Below are 23,981 nucleotides of genomic sequence, written 5' to 3' on the forward strand. Positions count from 1 at the left end.
TTCACGGAGAGATCCGCCGCGCCCTGTGGACTACGCGGTCGGCAGCGACCGGCGCCCGGAATCGGTGCGTAGCTGAGGCGGTGCGACGGTGATCGAGGCACCGAGCACCTCCAGCCCGCCCGCGTGTGTGTTGACCGGGTCGAGCTCGAGCGAGGCGATGTCCGGCAGGTCCTCGGCCAGCACGGACACCCGGGCGATCAGGTCCTCGAGTGCCGCCCGGTCGATCGCCAGCCCGCCGCCCTGGCCGTGCAGCAGCGGGGCCGCGCGTACGGAGTCGATCAGCTCGCGCACGTCGGTCTGGGTGAGCGGCGGGATCCGGTAGGCCAGGTCGCCCATCACCTCGGTCGGCGCGCCCGCCACGCTGAAGCGCACCACCGGCCCGAAGAGCGGGTCCTCCCCCGTCGCCACGATGCACGGGATGCCGGGAGTCGCCATACGCTGCACGACAAGGCGATTGGCGTGCAACGGCGCCAGTCGCTCGTGGAGCACTTTGTAGGCGTCACGTACGGCGCCGGCGTGCGAGAGGTCGGCGCGCACCGCGGTGACCGGTTGGGTCCGCACCAGCCGGGACATCGACTTCACCACCACCGGGTAGCCGATCCGGTCGGCGACCTCGGCGGCCTGCTCGGCGGAGTGCACCGGCGTGTACGGCCACACCTCGATGCCGTATGCCGCAAGGAGTTCCTGCGCCTCCGGTGCCGTGAGCGGGCGTCCGTCCGGGGAAGCCGCCAGCACCCGGCCGACCAGTCGCTCCGCGGCGTCGCGGTCGATGCCGTCGGGCAGCACCGGAGCGCCACGGTCGGTGGCGCGCCACTCGCCGTACCGGGTCGCGGCGGCGAGGGCGCGCACCGAGTCCTCGGGCACGGCATACGACGGGACGAACCGCTCGACGCCCGTCTCCGGGTTGACGGCGGAGAGCACTTCGTTCAGTCCACTGATCCCCAGAAACGTGGTGAGACAGGGCTTGTCGTGCCGTGCGGCCACCGTGGCGAGCGACTTGGCGAGCCAGATGCCCTGCATGATCACCGGTTGCATGAAGGCGGTGACGACACTGTCGACGTCCTCGTCGGTGAGGGCTGCCTCCACGGCCGCCTCGAGCTCCTCCGGGGTGCACTCGGCCGGCAGGTTGACCGGTCCGTGGGTGATCTGCAGTCCCCAGCTGACCGCGTTGTCGGCCGCGAGCGCGCCGAGCGCGTCGGAGTTGCCCACGATGGCCACCCGCGGACCGCGCGGGATCGGCTGGTTGACCACGAGTTGGGCGACGTCGAAGAGCTGGTGCAGGTTCTGGACGCGTATGACGCCCGCCTGGCGCAGCATCGACTTGAACGCCTCCGGGGAGGTGTGCGTCGGCCGCACCCGGTGGCCGGGCGGCACACCGTAGGAGGAGACGCCGGACTTCACCACGATGACCGGCTTCTGTGCCGACAGGTGGCGCGCGATGCGGGAGAACTTGCGCGGGTTGCCCATCGACTCCAGGTAGAGTCCGACGGCCGCGGTGTCCTCGTCGTCGATCCAGCCCTGCATCACGTCGTTGCCCGACACGTCGGCCCGGTTGCCGGTCGACACGAAGTCGGTCAGGCCGAGCCCGCGCCGCTCGGCGAAGTCCAGCACCGCGATGCCGAGGGCACCGCTCTGCGCGAAGAGGCCGAATCGGCCGCGGCTCGGCATCTCCGGCGCCAGCGAGGCGTTCATCCGCACCTCGTCGCTGGTGTTGATGACGCCGAACGAGTTGGGGCCTGCAACGCGCATGCCGTGCCGTCGCGCCGTCCGTACGAGCTCGGCCTGCCGCCGCTCACCTTCCGGCCCTGCTTCGGCGAACCCGGCCGACACGACGACCAATGCCTTGACCTCGTGGGCGGCGCAGTCGCGGACGACGCTCAGCACCTCGGCCGCGGGCACCGCGATGACGGCGAGCTCCACCGGCCCGGGGACCGATGTGACGCTGGAGTGGACTGCCACTCCTGGGATCTCGTCGTGCTGGTTGCGGTTCACGGCATACAGCTCACCGGTGAAGCCGCCCGCCTGCAGGTGCTCGAACACTCCGCGGCCGAGGCCGGTGGGGCTCGCCCCGACGCCGACGACGGCGATCGAGGACGGTGCCAGCAGCGAGCGCATGCTGCGTGCTTCGGCGCGTTGCTCCCGCGCCATCCGGACCGCCTGGGACTGCTCGGTCGGCTCGATCCGGAATGACAGGGAGATGACGCCGTCGTCGAAGCGGCGGTGCACGGCATACCCGGCGTCGGTGAACACCGACATCATCTTGTGGTTCTGCGGGAGGACGTCGGCGACGAACTCCTGCACGCCGGCCTCCGCGCCGATCGCCGCGAGGTGTTCCAGCAGCACCGAGCCGACGCCGCGTCCCTGGAAGTCGTCGGCGATGTTGAACGCGACCTCGGCGCGGGGCCCGTCCGGTCCGGTGAGCCGGTCGTAGCGCGCCACCCCGACCATCCGGCCGCCGGCCTCGACGATGAGGGCGACCCGCTCGCGGTAGTCGACGTTCGCGAAGCGCTGCGCCTCACGGTCCGACAGGTGCTTCAGCGGGGCGAAGAAGCGTAGGTAGATCGACTCGGCGGACTGTCGCTCGTGGAACTCCTGCAACAGCTTCACGTCGTCCGGCCGGATCGGCCGGACCTGGGCGACCGACCCGTCGCGCAGCACGACGTCAGCCTCCCAGTCGCGCGGGTAGCCCTCCGGGAGTGCCTGATCCGCGTCTTCGTTCATGCTTGCAGCATGCCAGGTCAGTGGCGGGGGTCGACCACTGTCCAGCTGCCGCCGAAGTCCTTCGTCATCCAGAATCCATGGGTGGTGCGCGGTATGGCGTAGAGGTAGTCCGCGCCCGGGCTCGCCAGCCAGTCGAACCCGTACCGCGGGAGTGCGGTGCCCTTCGGGGCGTGCGCCGGGCCGAAACCCTGACCACCGTTCACCGACACGACGAGGCTGCCCGCGCCACTGGAGGCGGGCACGCCGTTGGTGTCCCGCGGGCCGCCGGCCGACGCCGCGATGTGGTCGGCGTCCGCCGCCGCGAGCCACACGTCGCCGAGTCGCGGCAGGATCAGGGCGCCGACCGAGACGCTGCGCCAGCTGTTCCCGGCGTCGTCGCTGCGCACCAGCGTGTAGAAGATGCGGTTGCCGGGCAACGCCTTCGGGGCGCAGACGGCATACAACAACCTGCTCCCAGGGCTGGTGGCGGCGGCAATCGCCTGGAGCTGGGAGCCGTTGCACGCCGCGGGCGCGCGCAGGGTGTGGAGCGAGGAGCCGTCCAGCCGCATCGGCGGCAGCGGGCCGCCGGAGGTGGCGCTGGTGAGTTGCACGATCACCTGGCCGTTCTGGACCACCAGACGTCCGCCGCTGATCGACGTGCTCGGCGTCATCGCGGCCCCGGAGTCGCCCACGGCGCCGCTGGTCGCATCGAACCGGGTGACATGGATCGGGCCGTTGCACTCACCCTGCGCGCAGTTGTCGGCGCTGAGCAGCACGGCCTGCTGGTTGTTGATCTCGAGGTCCAGCACCGTCGTCCCGGGATGGGTCAGCTTGGTGAACGTGGTTCCGCTGTCGGTCGTCGCCCAGAGGTCGCCGCCGAAGACGAAGCCGACCTGCGGTGTGACGAACCGTGTCTGGGTGATCGCGCGAGTGGGCTGGACCTCCGGCACGTCGCTGGTGCCGGTGGCTGCGGAGACGTCGGTGCCGGTGAACTTGTGCACCGCCGCCCAGGTGCTGCCGTCAGTGCCGGACTTGAGCAGCACCGGGCACACGTCCGAGCCACAGGTCTGCGAGCCGAGCGCGTAGACGGTGCCCTGCCCGGCGTTGCTCAGCGACCAGGCCTGGAAACTCTTGGGCACCGCGGTCGGGTTCTGTGCGGCGGAGACGGAGGTCTGGATCGCGGTCGGCTCGCCGGTGCGCAGCACCGTGTTGCTCCCGTCGATGGCCTGGCCGCGCCGGACCCCGCCGGTGATGCCCTGCTGCTGCCACACCAGCACCGCGACGATCGCGACGACGGCGACCGCGGCACTGCTCAGCCACGCTGTCCGGCTGCGCCGGCGTGCGGTGCGACGCGACTCCTGGACAATGCGGTGCCACTGCAGGTCGGTCGCCTGCTCGTCGTGCACCTGCGCGCGCGCCTCGGCGAAAAAGCGCGCCACCGGGTCGTCCTGCTCGTCCGTCATCGGGTCACCTCCAACCGTTGCGCCAGCAGCTTCCGGGCGTCGTGCAGGTCACGCTTCACCGTTCCCTCGCTCTTGCCGGTCTGCAGGGCGACCTGGGCCACCGACAGGTCACCGAAGTAGTGCAACAGCACCACCAGCCGGAAGCGCTCCGGCAGGGACTCGACGGCGTCACGGACCGTCATCCGGGTGGCCGGGTCCAGACCTGGCTCGGCCATCTCGGTCGACCGGCCGTTGCCGGACATGTAGGTCTGGTATGCCGCAGCCTCGCGGCCCCGCTTGCGCCAGTGATCGCGCACCTGATTGGCGGCGGCCGTGTAGAGCCACGCACGCGGGTCCTGCACCGAGTGCCAGTGCGTGATCAGCTTCACGAATGCCTCCGTGGCCACATCGTGTGCCAGATCCCGATCGCCGATCAGCGTCGTGGTCCAGCCGACCAGGCGTCCGAAGTGCGCGTCATACACCTCGCGGACGGCAAGCTCGACGGCTGCTTCCCCCGAAGCCACCCATCGCCACCTTTCCCGTGGGACGCGGGCAGCCGCGCGCCGGCCGGAGATCGTCGCCGTCATACCCGAGGGGACGCCGGAAGGGGCCGCACGGTTGGTTGTCCGCTGCTGTCACCAGTCGTGCACCGGTGGACATCGCCACCACCGGCCCGCACAGCCTATCCCGGCGGCCTCCGTAGGCTGCGTGGTCATGGAGTTGCGTGACGCGGTGCTGCGGCGACGGATGGTGCGACGGTTCGACCCGGCCCGGGAGGTCGACGCCGAGACGGTGCGGCGGTTGCTCGAGCTCGCGGTGCGCGCGCCGAGTGCCGGTTTCAGCCAGGGCTGGGACTTCGTGGTGCTGCGCGACGCCGAGCGTGACGCGTTCTGGGCGGCGACGACCGACGACGGCATACCGGACTCGTGGCTGGAGGGTGTCAGCACGGCACCGGTGCTGATCGTGTGCTGCTCGGACAAGAGCACCTATCTGCGCCGCTACGCCCGGGACGACAAACCGTGGCAGGACGAGTCGGAGGAGCACTGGCCGGTGCCCTACTGGGACGTGGACACCGGTATGGCGGCACTGCTCGTGCTGCTGGGCGCCGTCGACGAAGGCCTGGGTGGGCTCTTCTTCGGCGTGCCGGTCGAGCGATTGGACGCGGTGCGGGAAGCGTTCGGCATACCGGAGGACCGTGGCCTGGTCGGCGTGATCGCGCTGGGCTATGCCGCCGACCCGCACCCGTCGGGCAGCACGCGCTCGGTGCGCCGGCGTCCGCTGGACGAGGTCACGCATTTCGGAAGGTTCGGCAGCTCAGCGCACGACGACCAGTGAGGCGTCGAGTTCGCCGAGCCGGGCGGCGCCGGCGAGGCCCATCGCGTGCCGCAGTTCGGCGGTGAGCTCGTCGAGCATCGTGGCGACGCCGTCCGCTCCTTCCGCGGCGAGCGCCCACATCACCGGTCTCCCGAGCATCACGGCGCTGGCACCGAGCGCGAGCGCGACCAGTGCGTCGAAGCCGTCGCGCACTCCCCCGTCGACGAGCACCGGAACCGAGTCGCTTACTGCTGCAACCACTTCCGGCAGCGCGCGGCCGGTCGCGACGGCCCGGTCCAGCTGCCGGCCGCCGTGGTTGCTGACCCACACCCCGTCCGCGCCGGCGTCGACGCACGCGACCGCCTCGTCAGCGCGGAGCACGCCTTTGACGATCACCGGCAGGTCGGCGATGTCTGCCACCCAGGAGATGTCGCTCAGGCTCAGGTCGGCGCGCTGGTCGATCAGCTGCCAATAGTCGCCGACATCGACCGGGAAGTGCTCCCGCACGTTGATCAGCGCCTGGTCGTCGCCGAGGGGCAGCGGCCGGCTCAGCGCTGGGGTCCGAGCCCGGTGGCCCACGTATGGCGTGTCGGCGGTCAGCACCATCGCCGTCGCCCCGGCCGCGGCCGCTCGCTCGATCAGCGCGGCGGTGATGTCCCGCTCGCGCATCAGGTAGACCTGGAACCACCACGGCCCGTCGATCGCCGCCGCGACGTCCTCGATGCGCCGGGTCGACCGGCTGGAGAGGACCATCGGGGCACCCGCCGCGGCTGCCCCCGTCGCCGTGGCGACTTCGCCGTCGGTGTGCAGCACGGCGTGAAACGCCGTCGGGGCTATGCCGATCGGCGTCCGCCATACGCCTCCGAAGAGCGACAGGTCGGTCGAGACGTGCGACACATCGCGCAGCACGCGTGGCCGGAGGCGATAACCGTCCCAGGCGTCGTGCGCCTCCTGCACCGTCCGCTGGTCGCCGGAGCCGCGGCTCAGATAGCTCCACATCTCCGGGTCGACGGCCCGCTCCGCCTCGTCGCGCAGCCGCTGGAGTTGCTCGTGCACCCTGGGTCCTTCCTGCTCGATAGGACTGCCGACGACCTTAGTGTTGCGGGATGACGTCTCGCCCGGTTCGCATCGCCGTCCAGATCCAGCAGCAGCACGCGTCGTACGAGCAGGTGCGCGACGCGGTCCGACGCGCCGAGGACCTCGGCGTCGACGTCATCTTCAACTGGGATCACTTCTTTCCGCTCAACGGGGACCCTGACGGCAGACATTTCGAGTGCTGGACGACGCTCGCGGCCTGGGCGGAGCAGACCTCGCGGGTCCAGCTCGGTGCCCTGGTCACCTGCAACGCCTACCGCAACCCGGATCTGCTCGCCGACATGGCACGGACGGTCGACCACATCTCGGGCGGCCGGCTGATCCTCGGCCTGGGCTCCGGGTGGTTCGAAAAGGACTTCAGCAGCTACGGATTCGACTTCGGCACGGCCGGTCGGCGCCTCGACGAGCTGGCCGCGGCGTTACCGCGGATCAAGTCCCGACTGGCGGCGCTCAATCCTCCGCCGGTGGGCGCGGTGCCGATCCTTGTCGGCGGCGGCGGGGAGAAGAAGACGCTACGGCTGGTGGCCGAGCACGCGACGATCTGGCACAGCTTCTCCGGTCCGGAGCAGCTGGTGCACAAGCTCCAGGTGTTGCGCGGCCATTGCGCGGCCGCCGGGCGCTCCCTCGACGACATCGAGGTGTCCGTCGGCGTCGGCGGCCGCGGGCGGGACGGCGGTGTCGCCGGCGACCCGGAAGTCGAGGGACAGCCGCTCCTCGAGCTGGGCGCCCGGCTGTTCACCCTGGGTGCGAGCGGTCCGGACTACGACCTCACGGTGCTCGAGAAGTGGCTGGCGTGGCGGGACCGGCTGAACGCCTGACCACGACTCTGAGTGTCGGTGCAGCCGCTTTCTGCGCTGTGAGAGAGGATGATCGGCGCGAACCCGCACGACGAGCAGGACACCCGAAGGGCAGTAATGGCGCGCAAGAAACGCGACGAGACGGAATTCATCGACGACGCGCAGCAGAACATCATCGACATCGACGTCGACGACGAGATGCAGTCGGCATACCTCGAATACGCCTACTCGGTCATCTACTCCCGCGCCATCCCGGACGCCCGTGACGGCCTGAAGCCGGTGCAGCGTCGCATCCTCTTCGCGATGGACGAGATGCGGCTCTACCCCGAGCGAAACCACGTCAAGTCCTCCCGCGTCGTCGGCGAGGTCATGGGTAAATACCACCCGCACGGTGACGCCGCGATCTACGACGCGATCGTGCGGCAGGCACAGGACTTCACCATGCGGCTGCCGCTCGTCGACGGCCACGGCAACTTCGGGTCGCTCGACAACGGGCCGGCCGCGTCGCGATACACCGAGGTCCGGCTCGCCGGCGCGGCGCTCGAGCTGACCAGGTCGCTGAACGAGGACACGGTCGACTTCGTCCCCAACTACGACGAGAGCGAGCAGCAGCCGGACGTGCTGCCGGCCGCGTTCCCCAACCTCCTCGTCAACGGCGCGAGCGGCATCGCGGTCGGTATGGCGACCAACATGGCGCCGCACAACCTGGGCGAAGTGGTGGCCGCCGCCCGCTACCTCATCGACCGCCCGGACTGCTCATTGGACGACCTGATGAAGTTCGTCCCCGGCCCCGACTTTCCCTGTGGTGGCCGGATCGTCGGCCTGGAGGGGATTCGCGACGCCTACCTGACCGGACGCGGATCGTTCCGCACGCGCGCCACCGCCACGATCGAAAACCTCACTCCGCGCAGGAAATCCATCGTGGTGACCGAGCTGCCCTACATGGTCGGGGCGGAGAAGGTCATCGAGCGGATGAAGGACCTGGTCCAGGGCAAGAAGCTGCAGGGCATCTCCGACGTCAACGACCTGTCCGACATGAACGGCATGCGGTTGGTCATCGACGTCAAGAACGGCTTCAACCCCGAGGCGGTGCTTGAGTCGCTCTACCGGCAGACGCCGATGGAGGAGTCGTTCGGCATCAACAACGTCGCGCTCGTCGACGGCCAGCCGCGCACCCTGGGGCTCAAGGAACTGCTCTCGGTGTATGTCGGCTTCCGCATCGACGTCGTGCGGCGGCGCACGGCGTTCCGGCTGCAGAAGGCCACCGATCGGCTGCACCTGGTCGACGGCCTGCTCACCGCGATCCTCGACATCGACGAGGTCATCCAGGTGATCCGCAGCTCCGACGACGCCGACACGGCTCGCGGCCGGCTGATGCAGGTCTTCGACCTCGATCAGGTGCAGGCCGACTACATCCTGGAGCTGCGGCTGCGCCGGCTCACGAAGTTCAGCCGGATCGAGCTGGAGAAGGAACAGGCCGAGCTGCGCGAGCAGATCGCCGCACTGCGGGCGATCCTCGACGACGAAAAACTCTTGCGCAAAACGGTTTCCAGCGAGCTGGCCGACGTCGTCAAGACGCACGGCACGCCTCGCCGGACCGTGCTGCTGGAAGGCAACGGAGCGCAGACGACTGCAGCGACGGCGACTCCGCTCGAGGTCTCCGACGACCCGTGCTGGGTGCTGTTGTCATCCACCGGCCTCCTCGCGCGCACCACCGACGACTCACCGATCTCGAGCGAGGGCACCCGCCGCAAGCACGACGTCGTGGTGTCTCGGGTGCGGACCACCGCACGCGGCGAGTTCGGTGTGGTCACCTCGGCGGGCCGCATGGTGCGGCTCAGCGCGCTCGACCTCCCGACGCTGCCGCCGACCAACGACGCGCCGGTGCTGGCCGGTGGGGCGCCGCTCGCGGCATACGTCGATCTCGCCAAGGGTGAGGAACCGCTGGCCATCGCGTCGCTGTCACCCGAGTCCAAGGGGCTCGCGCTCGGCACGGAACAGGGCGTCGTCAAGCGCGTCAATCCGGACTATCCAGGCAAGGACTCCTTCGAGGTGATCTCGCTGAAGGACGGTGACAAGGTCGTCGGCGCGGCGGAGGTCGTGACCGGTGCCGAGGATCTGGTGTTCATCACCTCCGATGCCCAGTTGCTCCGCTTCTCGACAGATCTGGTTCGTCCCCAAGGGCGTTCGGGAGGCGGCATGGCGGGCATCAAGCTCGGCAAGGGAGCGCGCTCGGTGTGGTTCGGCGTTGTCGACACGACCGCGCCGGCCGTGGTGGTGACCGGCGCCGGGGCCTCCGGGGCGCTGCCCGGCACGGGACCGGAGTCGATCAAGGTGGCGCCGTACGACGAGTTCCCCAGCAAGGGGCGAGCGACCGGTGGCGTGCGCTGCCAGCGCTTCCTGCGCGGCGAGGACCAGCTGGTGATCGCCTGGGCGGGCACCGCGCCCGCCCGCGCAGCGACTCCCACGGGCGCGGCGGTCGAACTGCCGACCGCCGACGGCAAGCGGGACGGCAGCGGTGTGCCGCCCGCCGGTCAGGTGGCTGTCGTCGGCGGCGCGTTCCCGGGCGCGGCAACCGAGTAAGGCTTTGCGGTTGTCGGTTTCATGGGCGTCGATATTGGGATTCGACCGGGTGCGATCGCTATCCCGGCAGTCGTGCGACGAACGGATGTGAGGTTGTAGCCGGTTGCGCCACTCGCGGCGGTGTGACGCAGGTCAGGGCTCGGCCCATGCCGACGGCGGATCGCACTTAAGGCGCTCGGACGGGCAGAGTCATCCGGTCCTTCAGCGGGCCCGTAACCACTATCGGCGAGACAATCAGGCATGGATGAGCCCCGGTTCGTCGTTGCCCGCTGGCTGGCCGCGGGTGACTGCGGTGACGTGGAGGCCTTCGATGACCTGCTGCATCGCGACGTTGTGGTCCACGCCCCGCGGGGGGGCTCTCCACTGAAGATCTCGAGTCAGAGAAGCAGGTGTGGCGGGACGCCGTGGCAGCCATGCCCAACCTTCGCCACGAGGTACAGGAAGTCGTGGCCCAAGGAGACCCGGAAATGGCACGGGACACTTGGCCACGATTTCGCAGGGGTACTAGGGAGGGGCCAATCCATCCGTGTGAATCAGGCGGTCACCTGCCACCTCAAGGACGGCAAGATCGCTGAAGCATGGGAGATTGCCGACGTCGGCTCGTTCGACGACCAGTAATTCACCGACGGGCATCTTCCTTGTCCCCGCGCGGCACGCGAAGTGACGCAAGTCCGAGCCGCTGGGCTATCCAGATCGGAGGGCTGATCGTCGAACCCAGAGCCTGCAGACCATTCGCGACCTCCTTGATTTGATCACTGGGGTACCACGGTTAGCTGCCGAGGTGCCGGACGTGGCGGGAAGATCGGCGGGTGCAATCGGCGCTCGTTGCCGACTGACAGAGCAGCGACTCGAGCACCTCCCGATCAAAGAGAACAGGTGATTGATCATAATGGTCATCTATGACACACTTGGCCCATGACGGACGAGAGCCGGATCCGATACCGCGTACTGGAGCTACCCTGGCGGTTGAACGAGGTGATGGCGCGTCGCGGCGTGCGGAGCGCCGCCGAACTGCACTCACTACTCGAGCAAGCCCTCGGCCCAGAGGCGCCGTCGCGTGTTCAGGTGAATCGGTGGGTCCGCGAGCGCCCCGACCGCATCGGCTCGAAGACCCTCGACGCCATCTGTGCAGTCCTCGCCTGCAGCCCGGCCGACCTCTTTCGCCCTCACTCATGGTGGGCCCTCGGCTCGACCGAGGAGGACGTCGTAAACCTAGGGCCTGCTGGCTTTAAGCGCTATCAGCCTGCGGGTGTGCTCCACGCCGTCAATCCCGACAAAGTGGACATCTCCGGCCGCGAAAGGCCTTTGGCCCCGTGCGGCGCGGAGGTGATCCGCTGGCAGGGGTCCTCTTTTGCCGATGCCCCTGCGGGACTTCCACGCTGCCCCGAATGCCTTGCAGTCACCATCCGTCAGGGCGACGACTATTCCTGACTCCGGAACTTGAACTCGCACCGGTGGGTGCCAGGGCTTCTGCACATCGCCCACCGTAGTCTCGGCTGGCTACGCGGCGCTAAAGCACAGGGACACTCGTGATGCCGGTTCCGGTCCCGGCGGGAGCTCTCGGGGCTAGGCTCGCGCACATAGTTCTGCGAGAGGGGGGCATTCATGAGCCGCAAAGGGTGGCGCGACCAGACATCAATTCTGAGGAAGACCTGCTTGCCGCGATCGACGCGACCCCCAAAAACTTCAGTGACGGTGACATCGTTGAGGCTCGCATCGTCAGGGTTGGCCGGGAGGAGGTTCTGCTCGACATCGGCTACAGAACTGAGGCGTCATTCCATCGAGAGAGTTGTCCATGACGCAGGACGGCGACCCGCACGAGGTCGTGAAGGTGGGCGATCAGGTGGAGGCCGTCCAGAAGAAGGACGAGGAGGTCGCCTAATTCCTCTCCAAGAAGCGTGCAGGGTACGAGCGCGCTTGGCCCACCATTGAGAGCATCAAGGAGCAGGACGGCTTCGTCACGGGCACCGTCATCGACAGCCTGGCGGATGCCCTCCTCATCGACATTGGCGTGCCTGGCCTGATCCCACATTCCCTCGTCGAGATGCATCCCGTGTCCAACCCTCGGCGATACGTGGGGAAGAGGGTCGAGGCGAAGATCATGGAAGTCGACAGAAACCGCAACAACGTTATTCTCTCTCGTTGGGCGTGGCTGGAGCACCGCGACCCGGCCACCTGCTCAAGCAGCTCACGATCAAGGACCAAGAGATCAAGGCATTGCAGGGGCAACTCGAAACAAACGAACTGCAGCTTCACGAACTCCGGATACAACTCGATGACAGTGCGGAGCAGCTCGCTGAATCACGCAACGAATTGGCAGTGACAAAAGGCAAGTTGGATGAAGTGGTGACTGCCAACTATGGGCATGAGAGGACGAGCGCGGCGATGTCCGTCAGTGGCCTGGCCGACTGCGAACACGGCGACCTCGGCTACCGTCAGTCTCCTTCGACCACCGTGGTCGGACTTTCGGCGAGCCTCATACCGGTTTGCTCGAAGTAGCGATCAAACTGGTGATTAGCGAACGAGTCGACAAGTCGAGCAAAGTCGAGTTCCCACCTCGTGACAACCTCCTCGAATTTCTCACCCATCGTCGGCTCGTCGTCGAGCGACTGGGTATGGCCGAGAGGCAGATAGACGCGGCCGCCGTCGGCGACGATCAGATGCTCGCGGTGTACAAGGGATCCGCGGTAGAAGATGTCTGCGAAAACGACGTGCGTCTTCGAGTTCGGAAATCCCTTCGACCACTCGAAACTGGTCTCATCGCCCTGGTCGCGATCAAGGCCCCAAGCGATGGTGATGTCGATGTCATCGCGGAGTATCGCCACCTCGGAGTGAGAGTCCTCCTCGATGAAGGCGCCTGGCCGTCCGTTATGCACGGAGTAGGTGCGGAACTCCCCGTGGTACGAGGGCCCAGTGCCGCCGCCCCAGCAGATGATTCGGTGCCAGTCGCGCGAACTGGTGTTGCGGATCGTGTTGCAGAGCTCGTCAAGACGCATGCGAAATAACTCCTTGGTTATCGGTGTGCTTACTGCCGATCGGACAACTGCGTGTCTACCAGCCACCACCGACACTCACCGCGAGTTGGATCCACACATGCCCAGGGACATCGTTCGACACCGGTAACTGAGCGCGGCACACCGCTCGCAGGTAGACGCGTAGCGCCCCATCGCTAACCTGCCCGCCGCGCCGACGCATGTCGATGAGGTAGCCGGGACTGCTGGGACGCGGTACGCGGCGGTGTGACTGTGCACAGGTGTCGGCGACGCTTGAAAATGAGGCTATAGCGCCGGGGCGTTTCCAGCGGTCATCGCATCCGCCTCAGATTGGAGCGCGGCCGACAACACGAGGCGAGATCCCTTGATGGTGCGCTGCAGAGGTTCCAGAGACACTGAGAGGCTCTAGCATGCAACTCGCGGGCCACACTCGGGGGTGGCGGCGGGATGACGCCATCGGCGGATCTTCGTGGCCGGTTATCTGAAGGCAAACGACGAGGGAACCCGCGCGCTGGCTTCGCCACTGGTATATCGTGCCTGGGTGGCCTATCGAGCCCGAAGGGGAGCACATTGTTAAGTCGAGCCAACCTGGGACAATTCAAGACTGCTCTTGGGGAGGCCTCGAGGACTCTGAACGAGAACGATCCCGAGCTATTACAGCGCTTCGTAGAGCTAACCCCAGGCATGCTGAATAGCCTCGAGGCGAACGTAAACCACCTAATTACGGGCCGACGTGGCGTCGGAAAGTCGACAACCTTGGCAGTTCTTCAGCAGAGGGCGAAGAACTCGGGCAAAAAGGTGATCTTTGTCGATGTCGAGACTCATAAGGACCGCGCATACCCGGACGTCGTAATCGAACTAATTCTTGATATTTTGGACCGTGTATCAATAAAACATGCCTGGTTCGGCGAAAGGCGACGATACATGCGTCAAGTTCGCAGCCTTACCAGCGTGCTGGCCGCCTTGCGGGACGCAGCTCCTGAGGTTCTTGTCGAATCAGGTGCGAGCCACCTCAGCAAGACGGCCGCCAGCATCGCCCTTGGCGGGCGCGTACAACGGCAGATGGCAAAGTTAACTGCGACTGTTTCGGCTGGGCGGTCCACGGTGGCAAGTCGTCGGACGTCTGCATCGTATTCGCGGAGAAAGGAGGATTATCTTCGTGACCTTGCTCCTGCGATATCCGAGACTCTGAACGACTCTGCACGCATCGAGGGAGCGTCTACCCTCTTAGTTGTTCTCGACGATTTCTATTTTGTTCAACGAGAGGCGCAGCCCATGGTGCTGGATCACCTCCATGGCATAACGAAAAAGAGCAGCATCCGCCTCAAGATTGGCAGCATCCAGTCACGCACTCAAACATACGCCGACGGTAACCCTCCCCGAGGCATGCAACCGCCGGGTGATCTGCAGAGATTGTCCTTAGACATCGGTCTCTCCGACTTCCATTCAGCCAAGGCATTCCTAGAGGAGGTTGCCGATAGGGTTCTCGCGCCTATAGGCCTAACCTTGCAAAGCACCGTCACCGAGACCGCCCGGGAGCGGGCAGTTCTCATTGCTGGCGGAGCGGTGAGTCGCGACTTCTTCGAGCTCTTGATTGATGCGTCAACGATCGCCTGGTCGGAACAGCAGCGTCTTGGCAAGGGTCGAGACGCCAAATTTCAGATCGCGGTGGAGGATGTCCAACGGGCGGCTCATCAACGACTGGATCAGAAGCGATCGGATCTTCGTAATGACGCAGGCAGGGATGCCGTCTCCTTAGAGGCCAGACTGGACGACATCATCGCTTTTGCGCGAGCGCGCAAGACGTACTACTTCCTCATTGAACAGGATCAGTTCAATTCGCATTGGGGTCAGGAAATCGTTGCCCTGGAGGACCTCAAATTTGTACACCGTATTCTGACCACGCGACCAAATACCGGAAAATGGCGCGGTGTGGATACCGTGGTGTTCATGGTGGATATCCCGACTCTCGTGACGCGCCGAATGAAACGTGCGCCCATACCTTTTTGGAAGGGTAGTGCTGAAGTTGACAAAATTCGCCGCGCTCAGTGGATATATCGTCCCGAGTGGAAATCGTTGCCAGCCAATGAAGGGCAGACACCAGAACTGGGTCCAGACCAAGAGGAACTTCCCTTTGAATAGAAGGCTGTTCCTCTGCGTCCCGAACGCATGGAAGGTGCAAAGCCTCGACGAAGCGCCCCTATCTGGGCGGAGTGCAGCAACCCTGTCTGGGCCGCGTCTCCGAGAACGCTCCAGCTGTACCTGCCGGGGTCCTCGCCGCCCGGGGAAGGCCGCCGGATGAAATGTCCGGAAACGTGGCGATGTTCGAGGCGCCTTCTCGAAGCGGGGATGTGACAGGTTCTCCAAGGGCCAACATGGGCTCCCATGAGAACCGAGGGCACGACTCAGCTCACAGTCGCCTTCGGAGCGTTCGCTGCTGAGCGGAACTCGATGCTCATCAAGGTCCGGGCGATCGGCGACGCCGTGGGCGGTCGGTGTCCGGGTGGCGCGGGCGGACGGCTGGTGAGCACGATGCCGCCGGTGACCACGACGGTTTCGCCGGCATCGCCGCCGACGAGGTGGTCGGGATGTTCTTTGTTGTAGTTGCAACGTTCGCAGAGGCCTTGGCCGTTGCGTTCGCTGGTGGCGCCACCGTGTGCGTAGGAGTCGATGTGGTCGATGTGCCGGATCGGAGCGTCGCAGAACGGAGTGCGGCAGGTGCGGTCGCGCAGGGCAATGAAGTCCGCGAGCAGCCCGGTGTAGCAGCGAGAAGGTGACTCCATCCCGACCAAGTCGCCGGTGCTGGGGTACGAGAAGAGCCGTCGCACCTGCACTGACTTTTTCGGGTCGCTGACCCATTCACGGGCCAGGTCGGCCGGGACCGGTCCATAGCCGGGAACCTCGGCCGGGATGTCACCGGTCAACGTGTCCAGCGGCATGATGAGGCTGACATGGACGTCGGCCGCGTCGCCGGCTGCGCGTCCGGTGACGCGTTCGACGAGGGTGTCGGCCATGACGTGTCCACGTGGGTGATCTGCGGTGGCATTCGCGTCGGCTTCGGCTTTGAGTGCCGCGTAGCAGGCGACGCCGTCCTTGACCGGCAGCAGAGCGGTCAGCCAGGTCATGCAGTCCGGGGCCGGTCGCAGACTGACCCGGCGGGCCGACTCGGCCTTGGCGCGGCGGGCGACGATAGCTTCGGGGTCGATCCGGTAGCCGGCGTCCTGAGTGGCGGCCATCAGCCGCCGGTATCCAACTCGGCCCAGTTGGGGCCGGATCTTCGCATCCACCTGCTCGCGGTCATTGACGGACAGGCAGGCCGTCTGGGCGACCACGCCGGTTGCCGCGTGTTCGTCGATCACGCCGGCCCGCAAGGCCTCGAAGGTCTGCGGCATCTCCCAGACCAGGGCGCGAGCCAGCCCGAGCAGTCGCGAGCCCAGATGCGGTGAGCAGCGACGTGCCGCCGCGACCTGTGAGCCGACGGCCCGGGCGGTGTCGGCCCGGCGCACGCCGCGTTCGACGTCCCGGGCACGCTGCCGGTCGTACAGCGCCGAGGTCGCCCGGGCCTGCCGGGCGCTGAGCGCGTTCTTCAACTCCTCGCAGGCCCGCACCTCCGCCAGCAGATCGTCGGCGTCGAGCGGCCCGTCGAGCCGGTCATGAAACGAGCGCAACACCTCAGCGGTGATCGGAGCCTCACTCCGTAGATCGTCACTGAGAATCTCGTTCATATGTCTCATAATACTCTCAATTTTGCTGGCGCACAACACCTTTCACTGATAGTGAGTCGTCATTTTTGGCTCGTCTTTGCGGTCCGAGCCGTCGAGGGTGGCACTCGTGATCTGGTTCGGGACTCGGCGTTGCGCTCCTGAGGCTCAGCGGTGGTTCGTTTGCGCCTCCCACCCGCACCGGCCCCCGTCCGACTCAGGCGGCGACTCCGCCAAACGCGCGACGACCTCGGACACAACACAACCTCCGGCGACCACTTCGTAGGCTTGGGCTCGAGACGGCCGCTACAGAACGGACACGCAGGATGACGACGCACGCCGCACCACGCCCGCCCGACGCCTGCTCCGTCGAATGGGACGACGCCGACCTGCCGGCGTGGGGCTCCGCGTCATACGCCACGTTCTGGGTGTGCCTGGAGCAGCCAGGGCCGTGGGGGCACAGCGCGATCACCGAGTCGCATCTCGATCCCCAGGCCGGTATGGCGCTCGAACGCGCCTGCGCCGACCGCGGCGGCCGGCTGCTGCTGATCCGGCGCCCCGGCGCGCACGCCGACGAGCCGCATGACGGGCCCCACGCGGTGTTCATCGCCGGCTGCCTCGACCGCGACCCCTGGCTGCTGACCGGCGAGATCCACGACCCGGCACAGCTGCTCGGGCTGCCCTGGGACGCCCTGCAGGAAGCCGATCCCGACCTCGTCACCGAGCGGCTGCCCGAGCTCGAAGAGACCCGCGACCCCGCGCTGCTGATTTGCACCAACGGCAAGCGCGACGTGTGCTGCGCGGTGCGCGGCCGGCCGATTGCGCTCGAACTGGGGGCAGCGCACCCGAACGCCGTGTGGGAGTGCTCGCACACCGGCGGGCACCGTTTCGCACCCACCGGCATCGCGCTGCCCTCCGGCCAGACCTACGCCCGGCTGACTCCGGCGCTGGCCGAGCTGGCCCTGCAGTCGGAGCGCCGCCACGAGGTTGCGGTGCAACTTGCCGGCCCGGAGCACTACCGGGGCCGCAGCTGCTTCCGGGCGCCTCTACAGGTCGCGGAAGCCTTTGTCCGCCAAGAGCTTTCCGGGCTCAGCGGGCCCGCGTTGACGGTGACCGGCCACCAGGTCGCCGACGGATCCTGGCGCTGTACGGTGACCCACACCGACGGCCGGCGCTGGACCGTGGACATCTCCGGAGAGGACGGCCCCGAGCTCAAGGCATCGTGCGCCAAGGCTCCGGCGCCGAGCACGGTATGGCGGGCCGCCTTCGCCTGATCTCGATACGGCCTCGGCTAGCGCCTCGGCCTACTCGATCAGCGTGGAGTCAGAGCTTCAGATACATCACGTGCAGTCCGACGAGCCCGTCCCGCGGATGCCGGAACGCCTCCGGGACCGTGCCGATGACCTCGAAACCCAGCGCCTTCCACAACCGCACGGCTGCAGCGTTCGACTCGACGACGGCGTTGAACTGCACCGCGTGATAGCCGGCGTCCCGCAGCCACTGCACGACATACTCACCGAGCGCCCGACCCACGCCACGACCGCGCGCCGCCGATCCGACCATGAAGCTCGCCGTGCCGATGTGGTCGCCGGGCCCGGGTCGATTCGGTCCCATGTGCGCGCTCCCCAGGACCGCTCCGCCTTCGTCGACCGCCACGACGGTGCACGCAGGTGACGTCTCCATCCACATCTCGCGAGCCTCGTCCTCCGACAGATCAGCGGGCAACGCGTAGGTCTCCGCCGCAGCGACGACTTCCTGCACGATCGGCCAGATCGCCGCCCAGTCCTCCTCGGTCGCCTTGCGAACACTGATCATTCGCCCACCCGCCCGTCGATCGACTGACGGAGCAGATCCGCGTGACCGTTGTGCCGGGCGTATTCCTCGATCATGTGGGTCACGATCCAACGCAGCGTGAACGGCGTCTCCGTGCGGCGGTCCGGCCGGGCGGACAGGGCGTCGAGGCCGCCGGACGCCAGAGCGCGATCGATGCCCGCGTCCGCGAGCGCCACGGACTTCTCGTAGAGCTCGGCGAGCGTTCCCGGCGCGTCCGTCGCACCGCTGTGCCAGTCCCAGTCCGGATCGCTCTTCCAGTCCACCGATGCCCACGGCTCCGGTTCCGCACCGCCGTGCAGCACCTGGTGGAACCACCACACCTCGACCAGCGCGAGGTGCTTGACCATCCCGCCGAGCGTCATGTCCGACGGCAGCAGGGCCACCCCGAGCTGCGCAGTCGTCAGCCCGCCGGTCTTCCAACGGAACGTGTCGCGCTGGTAGCGCAGGAATCCCAACAGCGTCGCGGCCTCATTCGCGCGGACCGGTGGGTCCTGGCGGGACGAGGGATCGACATCGGGCGTCGTCTCAGCTGCAGTGGTCATGGCGTCACCGTAGATGCGCCGAAAGTCCCGGCGCGAGTGAGTTGTTCACCGGAGGTCCTACGCTGTTCCCATGGCGCAGATCCGGATCGCACAGGACGACACCGCGGACGAGTTGCTCTCGACCGATCCGTTCGCGCTGCTCATCGGCATGCTGCTGGACCAGCAGTACGGCATGGAGCACGCTTTCCGCGGCCCGGCGAAGATCGTCGACAAGCTCGGCACCCTCGACCCCGCGACCATCGCGACGCAGGATCCGGAGAAGTTCGCCGACCTGTGCTCGACCCCGCCGGCCATCCACCGTTACGCCCGATCGATGGCCGGGCGCGTGCAGCAGCTCGCCCAGGTCGTCCTCGACGACTACGACGGCGACGCCTCCCGCATCTGGACCACGGCCGGCAGCACCGGGGAGCTGCTCGAGCGCCTCAAGGCGCTGCCCGGGTATGGCGACCAGAAGGCACGCATCTTCGCGGCACTCCTCGGCAAGCAGCTCGGCGTGACGCCGGACGGCTGGCGCGAGGCGATCGGCCCGTATGCCGAGCCCGGTTCGTTCCGTTCGGTGGCCGACGTCGTCGACGAGGTGTCGCTGCAGAAGGTGCGCGACTTCAAGAAGCAGGCCAAGGCGGCCGCGAAAGCCGGGGCGCAATGAAGGTGCGGGCAGAGATGACGACCGAGCCGTTCCAGGGCGAGGGCGAACTGCCGACCCATGTGCAGGCCGCGGCCGCCGCGCTGCGCGCCGACGGTCTCGAGCCGGACCTCGGGCCGCTCGGCACGTCGGTGGAGGGCGTGTCGGACGCCGTCATACCGGCGATATCGTCGGCCCTTCGCGAGGCACTCGGCGCTGGAGCGACACGCATCAGCCTGCAGGTGGAGCGGATCGATGACTGAGGCCACAGCCCGAGCCCACACCCTGGCGGACGCGTTGCAGCCGCTGCTCGACCGGGTCGGAGCGGTCGTCGTCGAGAGCGACCCGCAACCCGACGACATCCGGATCAGCTGGGAAGGCACCACGATTCACGTCCGCGTCCCCGGCGATCGCGACCTGTCCGACGGTCTCGCGCGACTGATTCAGAGCGTCGAGTTCGAGCTCGGCGGCAGTCTGGCGGAGCTGCCGCGCGCCGGGAAGCAGCATGCGGTGCGCCTGCTCGAGGAGCGGGGCGCGTTCGAGATGCGCCGTTCGGCGGAGACCGTGGCGGAGGCGATGGGCGTGTCCCGCTTCACCATCTACAACTACCTCAACCGCGTGCGCGTCGGCGACTGAGCAGGTGACAAGTCCCGTTCAACAAAGTGTTGACGGCGGTGTGACCCACCGCATACTCTTTTCCTCGCGATCAAATTTCATATCTTGAAATTCGCATTCCGTATAAGCGATCTATCGGTTCCTGTGGCATCTGAGACCACACCGACCGTCCGCACGCCAGGCGCGTGCGTCGCATGACCAGCGGAATCTCCCCCGGCCGGGCCGCCGAAGCGCGAAAATGCCCCTGCCACGCCCCACCATTGATGTCCCCCTGGACCGGAAGGACCGCTCGTAATGTCTGCTGCCACAGCTGAGGGAGTACGCCCCCGTGCGAAGCATCCCGTCGACGAAATGCTTCCCCCGCAAAAGCTCGCCGTCTACGGCATCCAGCACGTGCTGGCGTTCTACGCCGGCGCCGTCATCGTGCCCATCCTGCTCGCCGGCGCGATCGGACTCACCTCCGACCAGCTGATCCACCTGATCAACGCCGACCTGTTCACCTGCGGCATCGCCTCGCTGCTGCAGACCATCGGCTTCTGGAAGGTCGGGGTGCGCCTGCCGCTGCTGCAGGGAGTCACCTTCACGGCCGTGTCACCGATGATCATCATCGGCGTCAACGCCGGGGGCGGCGTCAACGGCCTGCTCACCATCTACGGGGCGGTGCTCGTCTCCGGCGTCGTGACGTTCCTGCTCGCGCCATACTTCGGCAAGATCGTGCGGTTCTTCCCACCGGTCGTGACCGGCTCGGTGATCACCGTCATCGGCTTCTCGCTGCTGCCCGTGGCCGCGGGCGACGCCCTGCTGCGCTGGGACCCCAAGACGCATTCCTACAGCGCCTCGGTGCTGAGCACCGACTCCCACGGCGCGTGGCACCTCGCGCCCGGCGGCTGGCGGACGCTCTGTCTGGCGCTCGGGACGGTCGTCGTCATCGTCGTCATCCAGCGCCTCTTCCGCGGCTTCATCCAGACCATCGCCGTGCTGCTCGGCCTGGTCATCGGCACCTTCGTCGCCTGGACGATCGGCGACGCCCACTTCGACGCGGTCAGCACCTCCAGCTGGGTCGGGGTCACCACGCCCTTCCACTTCGGTATGCCGAAATTCGCTGTCGCAGCCATTGTTTCGATGGTGCTGGTCATGCTGGTGACGATGGTCGAGACCTGCGGTGACGTCTTCGCGACCGGCGAGATCGTCGGCAAGCGACTGGACGGTGAGGACGTCGCCCGCGCACTGCGCGCCGACGGCCTGGCCACCTTCATCGGCGGCGTCTTCAACTCCTTCCCCTACACCTGCTTCGCCGAGAACGTCGGCCTGGTGCGGCTGACCAAGATCAAGAGCCGGTATGTCGTGGCCACCGCCGCGATCTTCATGATCATCCTCGGCCTGCTGCCGAAGGCCGGCGCGATCGTCGCCGGCATCCCGTCCTGCGTGCTGGGCGGCGCCGGCCTGGCGATGTTCTCCACCGTCGCGGTCGTCGGCATCCAGACGCTCGGCAAGGTGGACTTCAACGACCACCGCAACGGCATCATCGTGGCGACCTCCCTCGGACTGGCCATGCTGGTGACCGCCCAGCCGGGCGTGGCGACGCTGCTGCCGAAGGACTACCAGGTCTTCCTCGGCTCGGGCATCACCATCGGATCCATCTCGGCCTTCGTGCTCTACATGGTCTTCTTCCACGTGGGGACCAGCCGCGGCGCCGGTGTCGCGACCAGCCCGACCGGCAGCGTCATCGGTCTGGCGCAGGTCAACGAGATGTCGAAGGAACAGTTCGTGCACACCTTCGGACCGCTCTTCCAGGGCAACACCTGGATCATCGAGGACGCCTTCGAGCGGCGGCCGTTCGAGGACACCCAGGACCTGCGCGCGGCATTCCAGGAGGCGTTGTTCTCCGCCTCCGACGAGAGGCAGCGCGCTCTCATCGCCTGCTACCCCGACCTGAGCAGCCTGGACGTCACCGACGACGAGATCGGGGAGGCCTCGACGCGAGACCGCGCCGCGATCATGCTCAGCCAGTTGCGCGAGGACGAGCGTGCCGAACTCTCGTCGCTGACCGCGGCATACCGGGAGAAATTCGGCTTCCCCCTGGTCACCTGCGTCCGCGAGGCCGAGTCCTTCGAGCAACTCCTGGACCAGGGCCGGTCACGAATGGACAACTCGCGTCAGCACGAGCTGGTCACCGCATTGCTGGAGAGCGCCAAGATCGCCGGGCACCGCTTCGACGACCTGGTCGCCGACGCGGACCCGATCAACACGGCGCGGAGCCGAATGGCGACGACACCATGAGGGTTACCGTCATCGACGGCGCCACCGTCGTCACGATGGACGCGGACCGGCGCGAGCACCCCGTCGGCCACGTGGTGGTCGACGGGGGCCGGATCCGGTCCGTCGCACCCGGCCGCTACGTGCCGGACGGTGAAGATGTCGAGCTGATCGACGCCACCGGCTGTGTCGTGACGCCCGGGCTGGTCAACACGCATCACCACCTCTACCAGTGGGCAACCCGCGGGTATGCCGTGGACGCAACGCTTTTCGAGTGGCTGACCACGCTCTACCCGGTGTGGGGCACCATCGACGAGCAGATCGTCGGCGACGCCGCGGCGGCCGGCATCGGCCACCTCGCGCTGACCGGCTGCACCACCGTGATGGACCACCACTACGTCTTCCCCCGGGACGGCGGCGACGTGCTCGGCGCGGAGATCCGTGCCGCGGAGCAGGTCGGAGTCCGCTTCTTCGCGACTCGCGGGTCGATGGACCTCGGCCGGCGCGACGGCGGCCTGCCGCCCGACCATGTCGTCGAGACGCTCGACGAGATCCTGACCGCCACGGCGGCCGCGATCGACGAGCACCACGACCCGTCCCCCGACGCCATGGTGCGCGTCGGTGTGGCGCCGTGCTCGCCCTTCTCGGTCACCACCGACCTGCTCCGCGAGGCTGCGGCGCTGGCCAGGGACCGCGGCGTGCGACTCCACACGCACCTCGCCGAGACCCTCGACGAGGAGGACTTCTGCCGGCAACGGTTCGGCCTCACGCCGGTCGACTACATGGAGTCGGTCGGCTGGCTGGGCTCCGACGTGTGGTTCGCGCACGGGATCCACTTGGACGACAACGCTATCCGCACGCTCGCCGCCACCGGCACCGGCGTCGCGCACTGTCCGTCCTCCAACGCCCGGCTCGGCGCCGGCGTGTGCCGGACGCGCGACCTGCTCGCGGCCGGTGCGCCGGTCGGCCTCGGCGTCGACGGCGCCGCGTCCAACGAGGCGACGTCCATGCTCGAGGAGGCGCGGCATGCGCTGCTCTTCGCCCGTGCGCTGGGCGGGCCGACCGCGCTCGGTGTCCGGCAGGCGCTCGAGGCGGCCACCCTGGGCGGGGCGCGGCTGCTTGGCTGGGACGACCGGATCGGCTCGCTGGAGCCGGGCAAGCAGGCGGATCTGGCCGTATGGCGCCTCGACACCCTCGCACATGCCGGCATCGCGGACCCGGTCGCGGGTCTCGTACTCGGCACGCCTCCCCCGCTCGACCTCGTCCTGGTCGCCGGCCGGCCCGTGGTCCGCGACGGCCGGCTGGTCCGGGCGGACGAGAAAGCACTCGCCGCCGGCGCACGGAAAGCCGCACGACGTGTCGGCGCGCCGGCGCCCGCCCTGGCCGGTGGGCCGTGAACCCGGACCACACCGATACCCGGACAGGCTTGTTCAACAAATTGTTGAGCCGTAGAGTCGAATTGCGCTCCCGGCTCGAAAGGAGTCGCTG

General features: G+C 67.5%; 21 protein-coding genes and 1 pseudogene. 14 read left to right on the top strand and 8 right to left on the bottom strand.

Annotation, left to right across the window (positions count from 1 at the left end; translation table 11 throughout):
• Window positions 1-30: 30 nt before the first annotated feature.
• From ACN8HC_RS06805 to ACN8HC_RS06815, 3 genes are read right to left on the bottom strand one after another with little or no spacing between them, the layout of a single operon-like run.
• On the bottom strand, window positions 31-2,721 hold the full coding sequence (locus ACN8HC_RS06805; protein WP_490074065.1) for a bifunctional acetate--CoA ligase family protein/GNAT family N-acetyltransferase: 2,691 nt from the start codon (window positions 2,719-2,721) through the stop codon (window positions 31-33).
• A gap of 17 nt (window positions 2,722-2,738) precedes the next feature.
• A complete protein-coding gene (locus ACN8HC_RS06810; protein ID WP_490074066.1) occupies window positions 2,739-4,163 on the bottom strand; it encodes a beta propeller repeat protein in 1,425 nt (474 codons plus the stop codon).
• Window positions 4,160-4,666, bottom strand: a complete 507-nt coding sequence (locus ACN8HC_RS06815) for an RNA polymerase sigma factor (protein ID WP_490074067.1) — start codon at window positions 4,664-4,666, stop codon at window positions 4,160-4,162. Before ACN8HC_RS06815 ends, ACN8HC_RS06810 begins: the two co-directional genes overlap by 4 nt.
• A 190-nt stretch (window positions 4,667-4,856) precedes the next feature.
• Between ACN8HC_RS06815 and ACN8HC_RS06820 the strand changes: the two genes are divergently transcribed.
• The gene (locus tag ACN8HC_RS06820) at window positions 4,857-5,477 is read left to right on the top strand and encodes a nitroreductase family protein (RefSeq protein ID WP_490074068.1); all 621 of its coding nucleotides are present in this window, start codon (window positions 4,857-4,859) and stop codon (window positions 5,475-5,477) included.
• Here ACN8HC_RS06820 and ACN8HC_RS06825 read toward each other — a convergent pair.
• Window positions 5,457-6,512, bottom strand: coding sequence for an alpha-hydroxy acid oxidase (locus ACN8HC_RS06825; protein ID WP_490074069.1), 1,056 nt, complete (start codon window positions 6,510-6,512; stop codon window positions 5,457-5,459). The genes ACN8HC_RS06820 and ACN8HC_RS06825 overlap by 21 nt on opposite strands.
• Window positions 6,513-6,562: 50 nt before the next feature.
• On the opposite strand from ACN8HC_RS06825, the gene ACN8HC_RS06830 reads away from it, so the two are divergent.
• The 6 genes and pseudogenes from ACN8HC_RS06830 to ACN8HC_RS06855 all read left to right on the top strand — a co-directional run bounded on the left by ACN8HC_RS06830 (window position 6,563) and on the right by ACN8HC_RS06855 (window position 12,430).
• Window positions 6,563-7,369, top strand: a complete 807-nt coding sequence (locus ACN8HC_RS06830) for an LLM class F420-dependent oxidoreductase (RefSeq protein ID WP_490074070.1) — start codon at window positions 6,563-6,565, stop codon at window positions 7,367-7,369.
• 96 nt (window positions 7,370-7,465) lie between these two features.
• A complete protein-coding gene (locus tag ACN8HC_RS06835; protein WP_490074211.1) occupies window positions 7,466-9,931 on the top strand; it encodes a DNA gyrase/topoisomerase IV subunit A in 2,466 nt (821 codons plus the stop codon).
• 240 nt (window positions 9,932-10,171) lie between these two features.
• The gene (locus ACN8HC_RS06840) at window positions 10,172-10,549 is read left to right on the top strand and encodes an ester cyclase (protein WP_490074071.1); all 378 of its coding nucleotides are present in this window, start codon (window positions 10,172-10,174) and stop codon (window positions 10,547-10,549) included.
• Window positions 10,550-10,846: 297 nt separating this feature from the next.
• Window positions 10,847-11,362, top strand: coding sequence for a helix-turn-helix domain-containing protein (locus tag ACN8HC_RS06845; protein WP_490074072.1), 516 nt, complete (start codon window positions 10,847-10,849; stop codon window positions 11,360-11,362).
• A gap of 155 nt (window positions 11,363-11,517) precedes the next feature.
• A pseudogene (locus ACN8HC_RS06850) lies at window positions 11,518-12,089 on the top strand (S1 RNA-binding domain-containing protein); the annotation flags it as partial.
• Entirely contained in the window at window positions 12,080-12,430 is a 351-nt protein-coding gene (locus ACN8HC_RS06855) for a hypothetical protein (RefSeq protein ID WP_490074218.1), read from the top strand. The pseudogene ACN8HC_RS06850 and the gene ACN8HC_RS06855, both read left to right, overlap by 10 nt.
• On the opposite strand, the gene ACN8HC_RS06860 is transcribed toward ACN8HC_RS06855, so the two are convergent.
• Window positions 12,367-12,927: a hypothetical protein gene (locus tag ACN8HC_RS06860; protein ID WP_490074073.1), complete on the bottom strand. Its 561-nt coding sequence runs from the start codon at window positions 12,925-12,927 to the stop codon at window positions 12,367-12,369. The two genes, ACN8HC_RS06855 and ACN8HC_RS06860, sit on opposite strands and share 64 nt — an antisense overlap.
• A gap of 753 nt (window positions 12,928-13,680) precedes the next feature.
• On the opposite strand from ACN8HC_RS06860, the gene ACN8HC_RS06865 reads away from it, so the two are divergent.
• The gene (locus tag ACN8HC_RS06865; RefSeq protein ID WP_490074074.1) at window positions 13,681-15,066 is read left to right on the top strand and encodes a hypothetical protein; all 1,386 of its coding nucleotides are present in this window, start codon (window positions 13,681-13,683) and stop codon (window positions 15,064-15,066) included.
• A 263-nt stretch (window positions 15,067-15,329) separates the two neighbouring features.
• Here ACN8HC_RS06865 and ACN8HC_RS06870 read toward each other — a convergent pair whose 3' ends face one another.
• Window positions 15,330-16,649 (bottom strand): HNH endonuclease, encoded by a 1,320-nt coding sequence (locus ACN8HC_RS06870; protein ID WP_490074075.1) that lies wholly within the window; start codon window positions 16,647-16,649, stop codon window positions 15,330-15,332.
• A gap of 302 nt (window positions 16,650-16,951) precedes the next feature.
• Between ACN8HC_RS06870 and ACN8HC_RS06875 the strand changes: the two genes are divergently transcribed.
• Window positions 16,952-17,899, top strand: coding sequence for a ferredoxin family protein (locus ACN8HC_RS06875; protein ID WP_490074076.1), 948 nt, complete (start codon window positions 16,952-16,954; stop codon window positions 17,897-17,899).
• Window positions 17,900-17,948: 49 nt separating this feature from the next.
• On the opposite strand, the gene ACN8HC_RS06880 is transcribed toward ACN8HC_RS06875, so the two are convergent.
• Window positions 17,949-18,440 carry a GNAT family N-acetyltransferase gene (locus ACN8HC_RS06880; RefSeq protein ID WP_490074077.1) on the bottom strand — a complete coding sequence of 164 codons (492 nt, stop codon included), beginning with the start codon at window positions 18,438-18,440 and terminating at the stop codon, window positions 17,949-17,951.
• On the bottom strand, window positions 18,437-19,000 hold the full coding sequence (locus tag ACN8HC_RS06885; RefSeq protein ID WP_490074078.1) for a DinB family protein: 564 nt from the start codon (window positions 18,998-19,000) through the stop codon (window positions 18,437-18,439). The genes ACN8HC_RS06880 and ACN8HC_RS06885 overlap by 4 nt, the downstream gene beginning before the upstream one ends.
• Window positions 19,001-19,070: 70 nt before the next feature.
• Here ACN8HC_RS06885 and ACN8HC_RS06890 point away from each other — a divergent pair, with 70 nt between their 5' ends.
• The 5 genes from ACN8HC_RS06890 to ACN8HC_RS06910 all read left to right on the top strand — a co-directional run bounded on the left by ACN8HC_RS06890 (window position 19,071) and on the right by ACN8HC_RS06910 (window position 23,890).
• Entirely contained in the window at window positions 19,071-19,646 is a 576-nt protein-coding gene (locus ACN8HC_RS06890) for an HhH-GPD-type base excision DNA repair protein (RefSeq protein ID WP_490074079.1), read from the top strand.
• A 14-nt stretch (window positions 19,647-19,660) separates the two neighbouring features.
• Window positions 19,661-19,885 carry a thiamine-binding protein gene (locus ACN8HC_RS06895; RefSeq protein WP_490074080.1) on the top strand — a complete coding sequence of 75 codons (225 nt, stop codon included), beginning with the start codon at window positions 19,661-19,663 and terminating at the stop codon, window positions 19,883-19,885.
• The gene (locus ACN8HC_RS06900) at window positions 19,878-20,258 is read left to right on the top strand and encodes a helix-turn-helix domain-containing protein (RefSeq protein WP_490074081.1); all 381 of its coding nucleotides are present in this window, start codon (window positions 19,878-19,880) and stop codon (window positions 20,256-20,258) included. The genes ACN8HC_RS06895 and ACN8HC_RS06900 overlap by 8 nt, the downstream gene beginning before the upstream one ends.
• Before the next feature lie 330 nt (window positions 20,259-20,588).
• A complete protein-coding gene (gene uraD / locus ACN8HC_RS06905) occupies window positions 20,589-22,517 on the top strand; it encodes a 2-oxo-4-hydroxy-4-carboxy-5-ureidoimidazoline decarboxylase (RefSeq protein WP_490074082.1) in 1,929 nt (642 codons plus the stop codon).
• The gene (locus ACN8HC_RS06910; protein ID WP_490074083.1) at window positions 22,514-23,890 is read left to right on the top strand and encodes an 8-oxoguanine deaminase; all 1,377 of its coding nucleotides are present in this window, start codon (window positions 22,514-22,516) and stop codon (window positions 23,888-23,890) included. The genes uraD and ACN8HC_RS06910 overlap by 4 nt, the downstream gene beginning before the upstream one ends.
• The last annotated feature ends 91 nt before the right edge of the window (window positions 23,891-23,981 follow it).

This window comes from Flexivirga sp. YIM B11880 (assembly GCF_058148645.1).

Coding starts and splice junctions, on each gene's coding strand:
- ACN8HC_RS06835 (WP_490074211.1), top strand. CDS start 7,466: ATGGCGCGCAAGAAACGCGACGAGACGGAATTCATCGACGACGCGCAG.
- ACN8HC_RS06805 (WP_490074065.1), bottom strand. CDS start 2,721: ATGAACGAAGACGCGGATCAGGCACTCCCGGAGGGCTACCCGCGCGAC.
- ACN8HC_RS06845 (WP_490074072.1), top strand. CDS start 10,847: ATGACGGACGAGAGCCGGATCCGATACCGCGTACTGGAGCTACCCTGG.
- ACN8HC_RS06820 (WP_490074068.1), top strand. CDS start 4,857: ATGGAGTTGCGTGACGCGGTGCTGCGGCGACGGATGGTGCGACGGTTC.
- uraD (WP_490074082.1), top strand. CDS start 20,589: ATGCTTCCCCCGCAAAAGCTCGCCGTCTACGGCATCCAGCACGTGCTG.
- ACN8HC_RS06910 (WP_490074083.1), top strand. CDS start 22,514: ATGAGGGTTACCGTCATCGACGGCGCCACCGTCGTCACGATGGACGCG.
- ACN8HC_RS06875 (WP_490074076.1), top strand. CDS start 16,952: ATGACGACGCACGCCGCACCACGCCCGCCCGACGCCTGCTCCGTCGAA.
- ACN8HC_RS06900 (WP_490074081.1), top strand. CDS start 19,878: ATGACTGAGGCCACAGCCCGAGCCCACACCCTGGCGGACGCGTTGCAG.
- ACN8HC_RS06860 (WP_490074073.1), bottom strand. CDS start 12,927: ATGCGTCTTGACGAGCTCTGCAACACGATCCGCAACACCAGTTCGCGC.
- ACN8HC_RS06870 (WP_490074075.1), bottom strand. CDS start 16,649: ATGAACGAGATTCTCAGTGACGATCTACGGAGTGAGGCTCCGATCACC.
- ACN8HC_RS06895 (WP_490074080.1), top strand. CDS start 19,661: ATGACGACCGAGCCGTTCCAGGGCGAGGGCGAACTGCCGACCCATGTG.
- ACN8HC_RS06880 (WP_490074077.1), bottom strand. CDS start 18,440: ATGATCAGTGTTCGCAAGGCGACCGAGGAGGACTGGGCGGCGATCTGG.
- ACN8HC_RS06830 (WP_490074070.1), top strand. CDS start 6,563: ATGACGTCTCGCCCGGTTCGCATCGCCGTCCAGATCCAGCAGCAGCAC.
- ACN8HC_RS06890 (WP_490074079.1), top strand. CDS start 19,071: ATGGCGCAGATCCGGATCGCACAGGACGACACCGCGGACGAGTTGCTC.
- ACN8HC_RS06885 (WP_490074078.1), bottom strand. CDS start 19,000: ATGACCACTGCAGCTGAGACGACGCCCGATGTCGATCCCTCGTCCCGC.
- ACN8HC_RS06810 (WP_490074066.1), bottom strand. CDS start 4,163: ATGACGGACGAGCAGGACGACCCGGTGGCGCGCTTTTTCGCCGAGGCG.
- ACN8HC_RS06840 (WP_490074071.1), top strand. CDS start 10,172: ATGGATGAGCCCCGGTTCGTCGTTGCCCGCTGGCTGGCCGCGGGTGAC.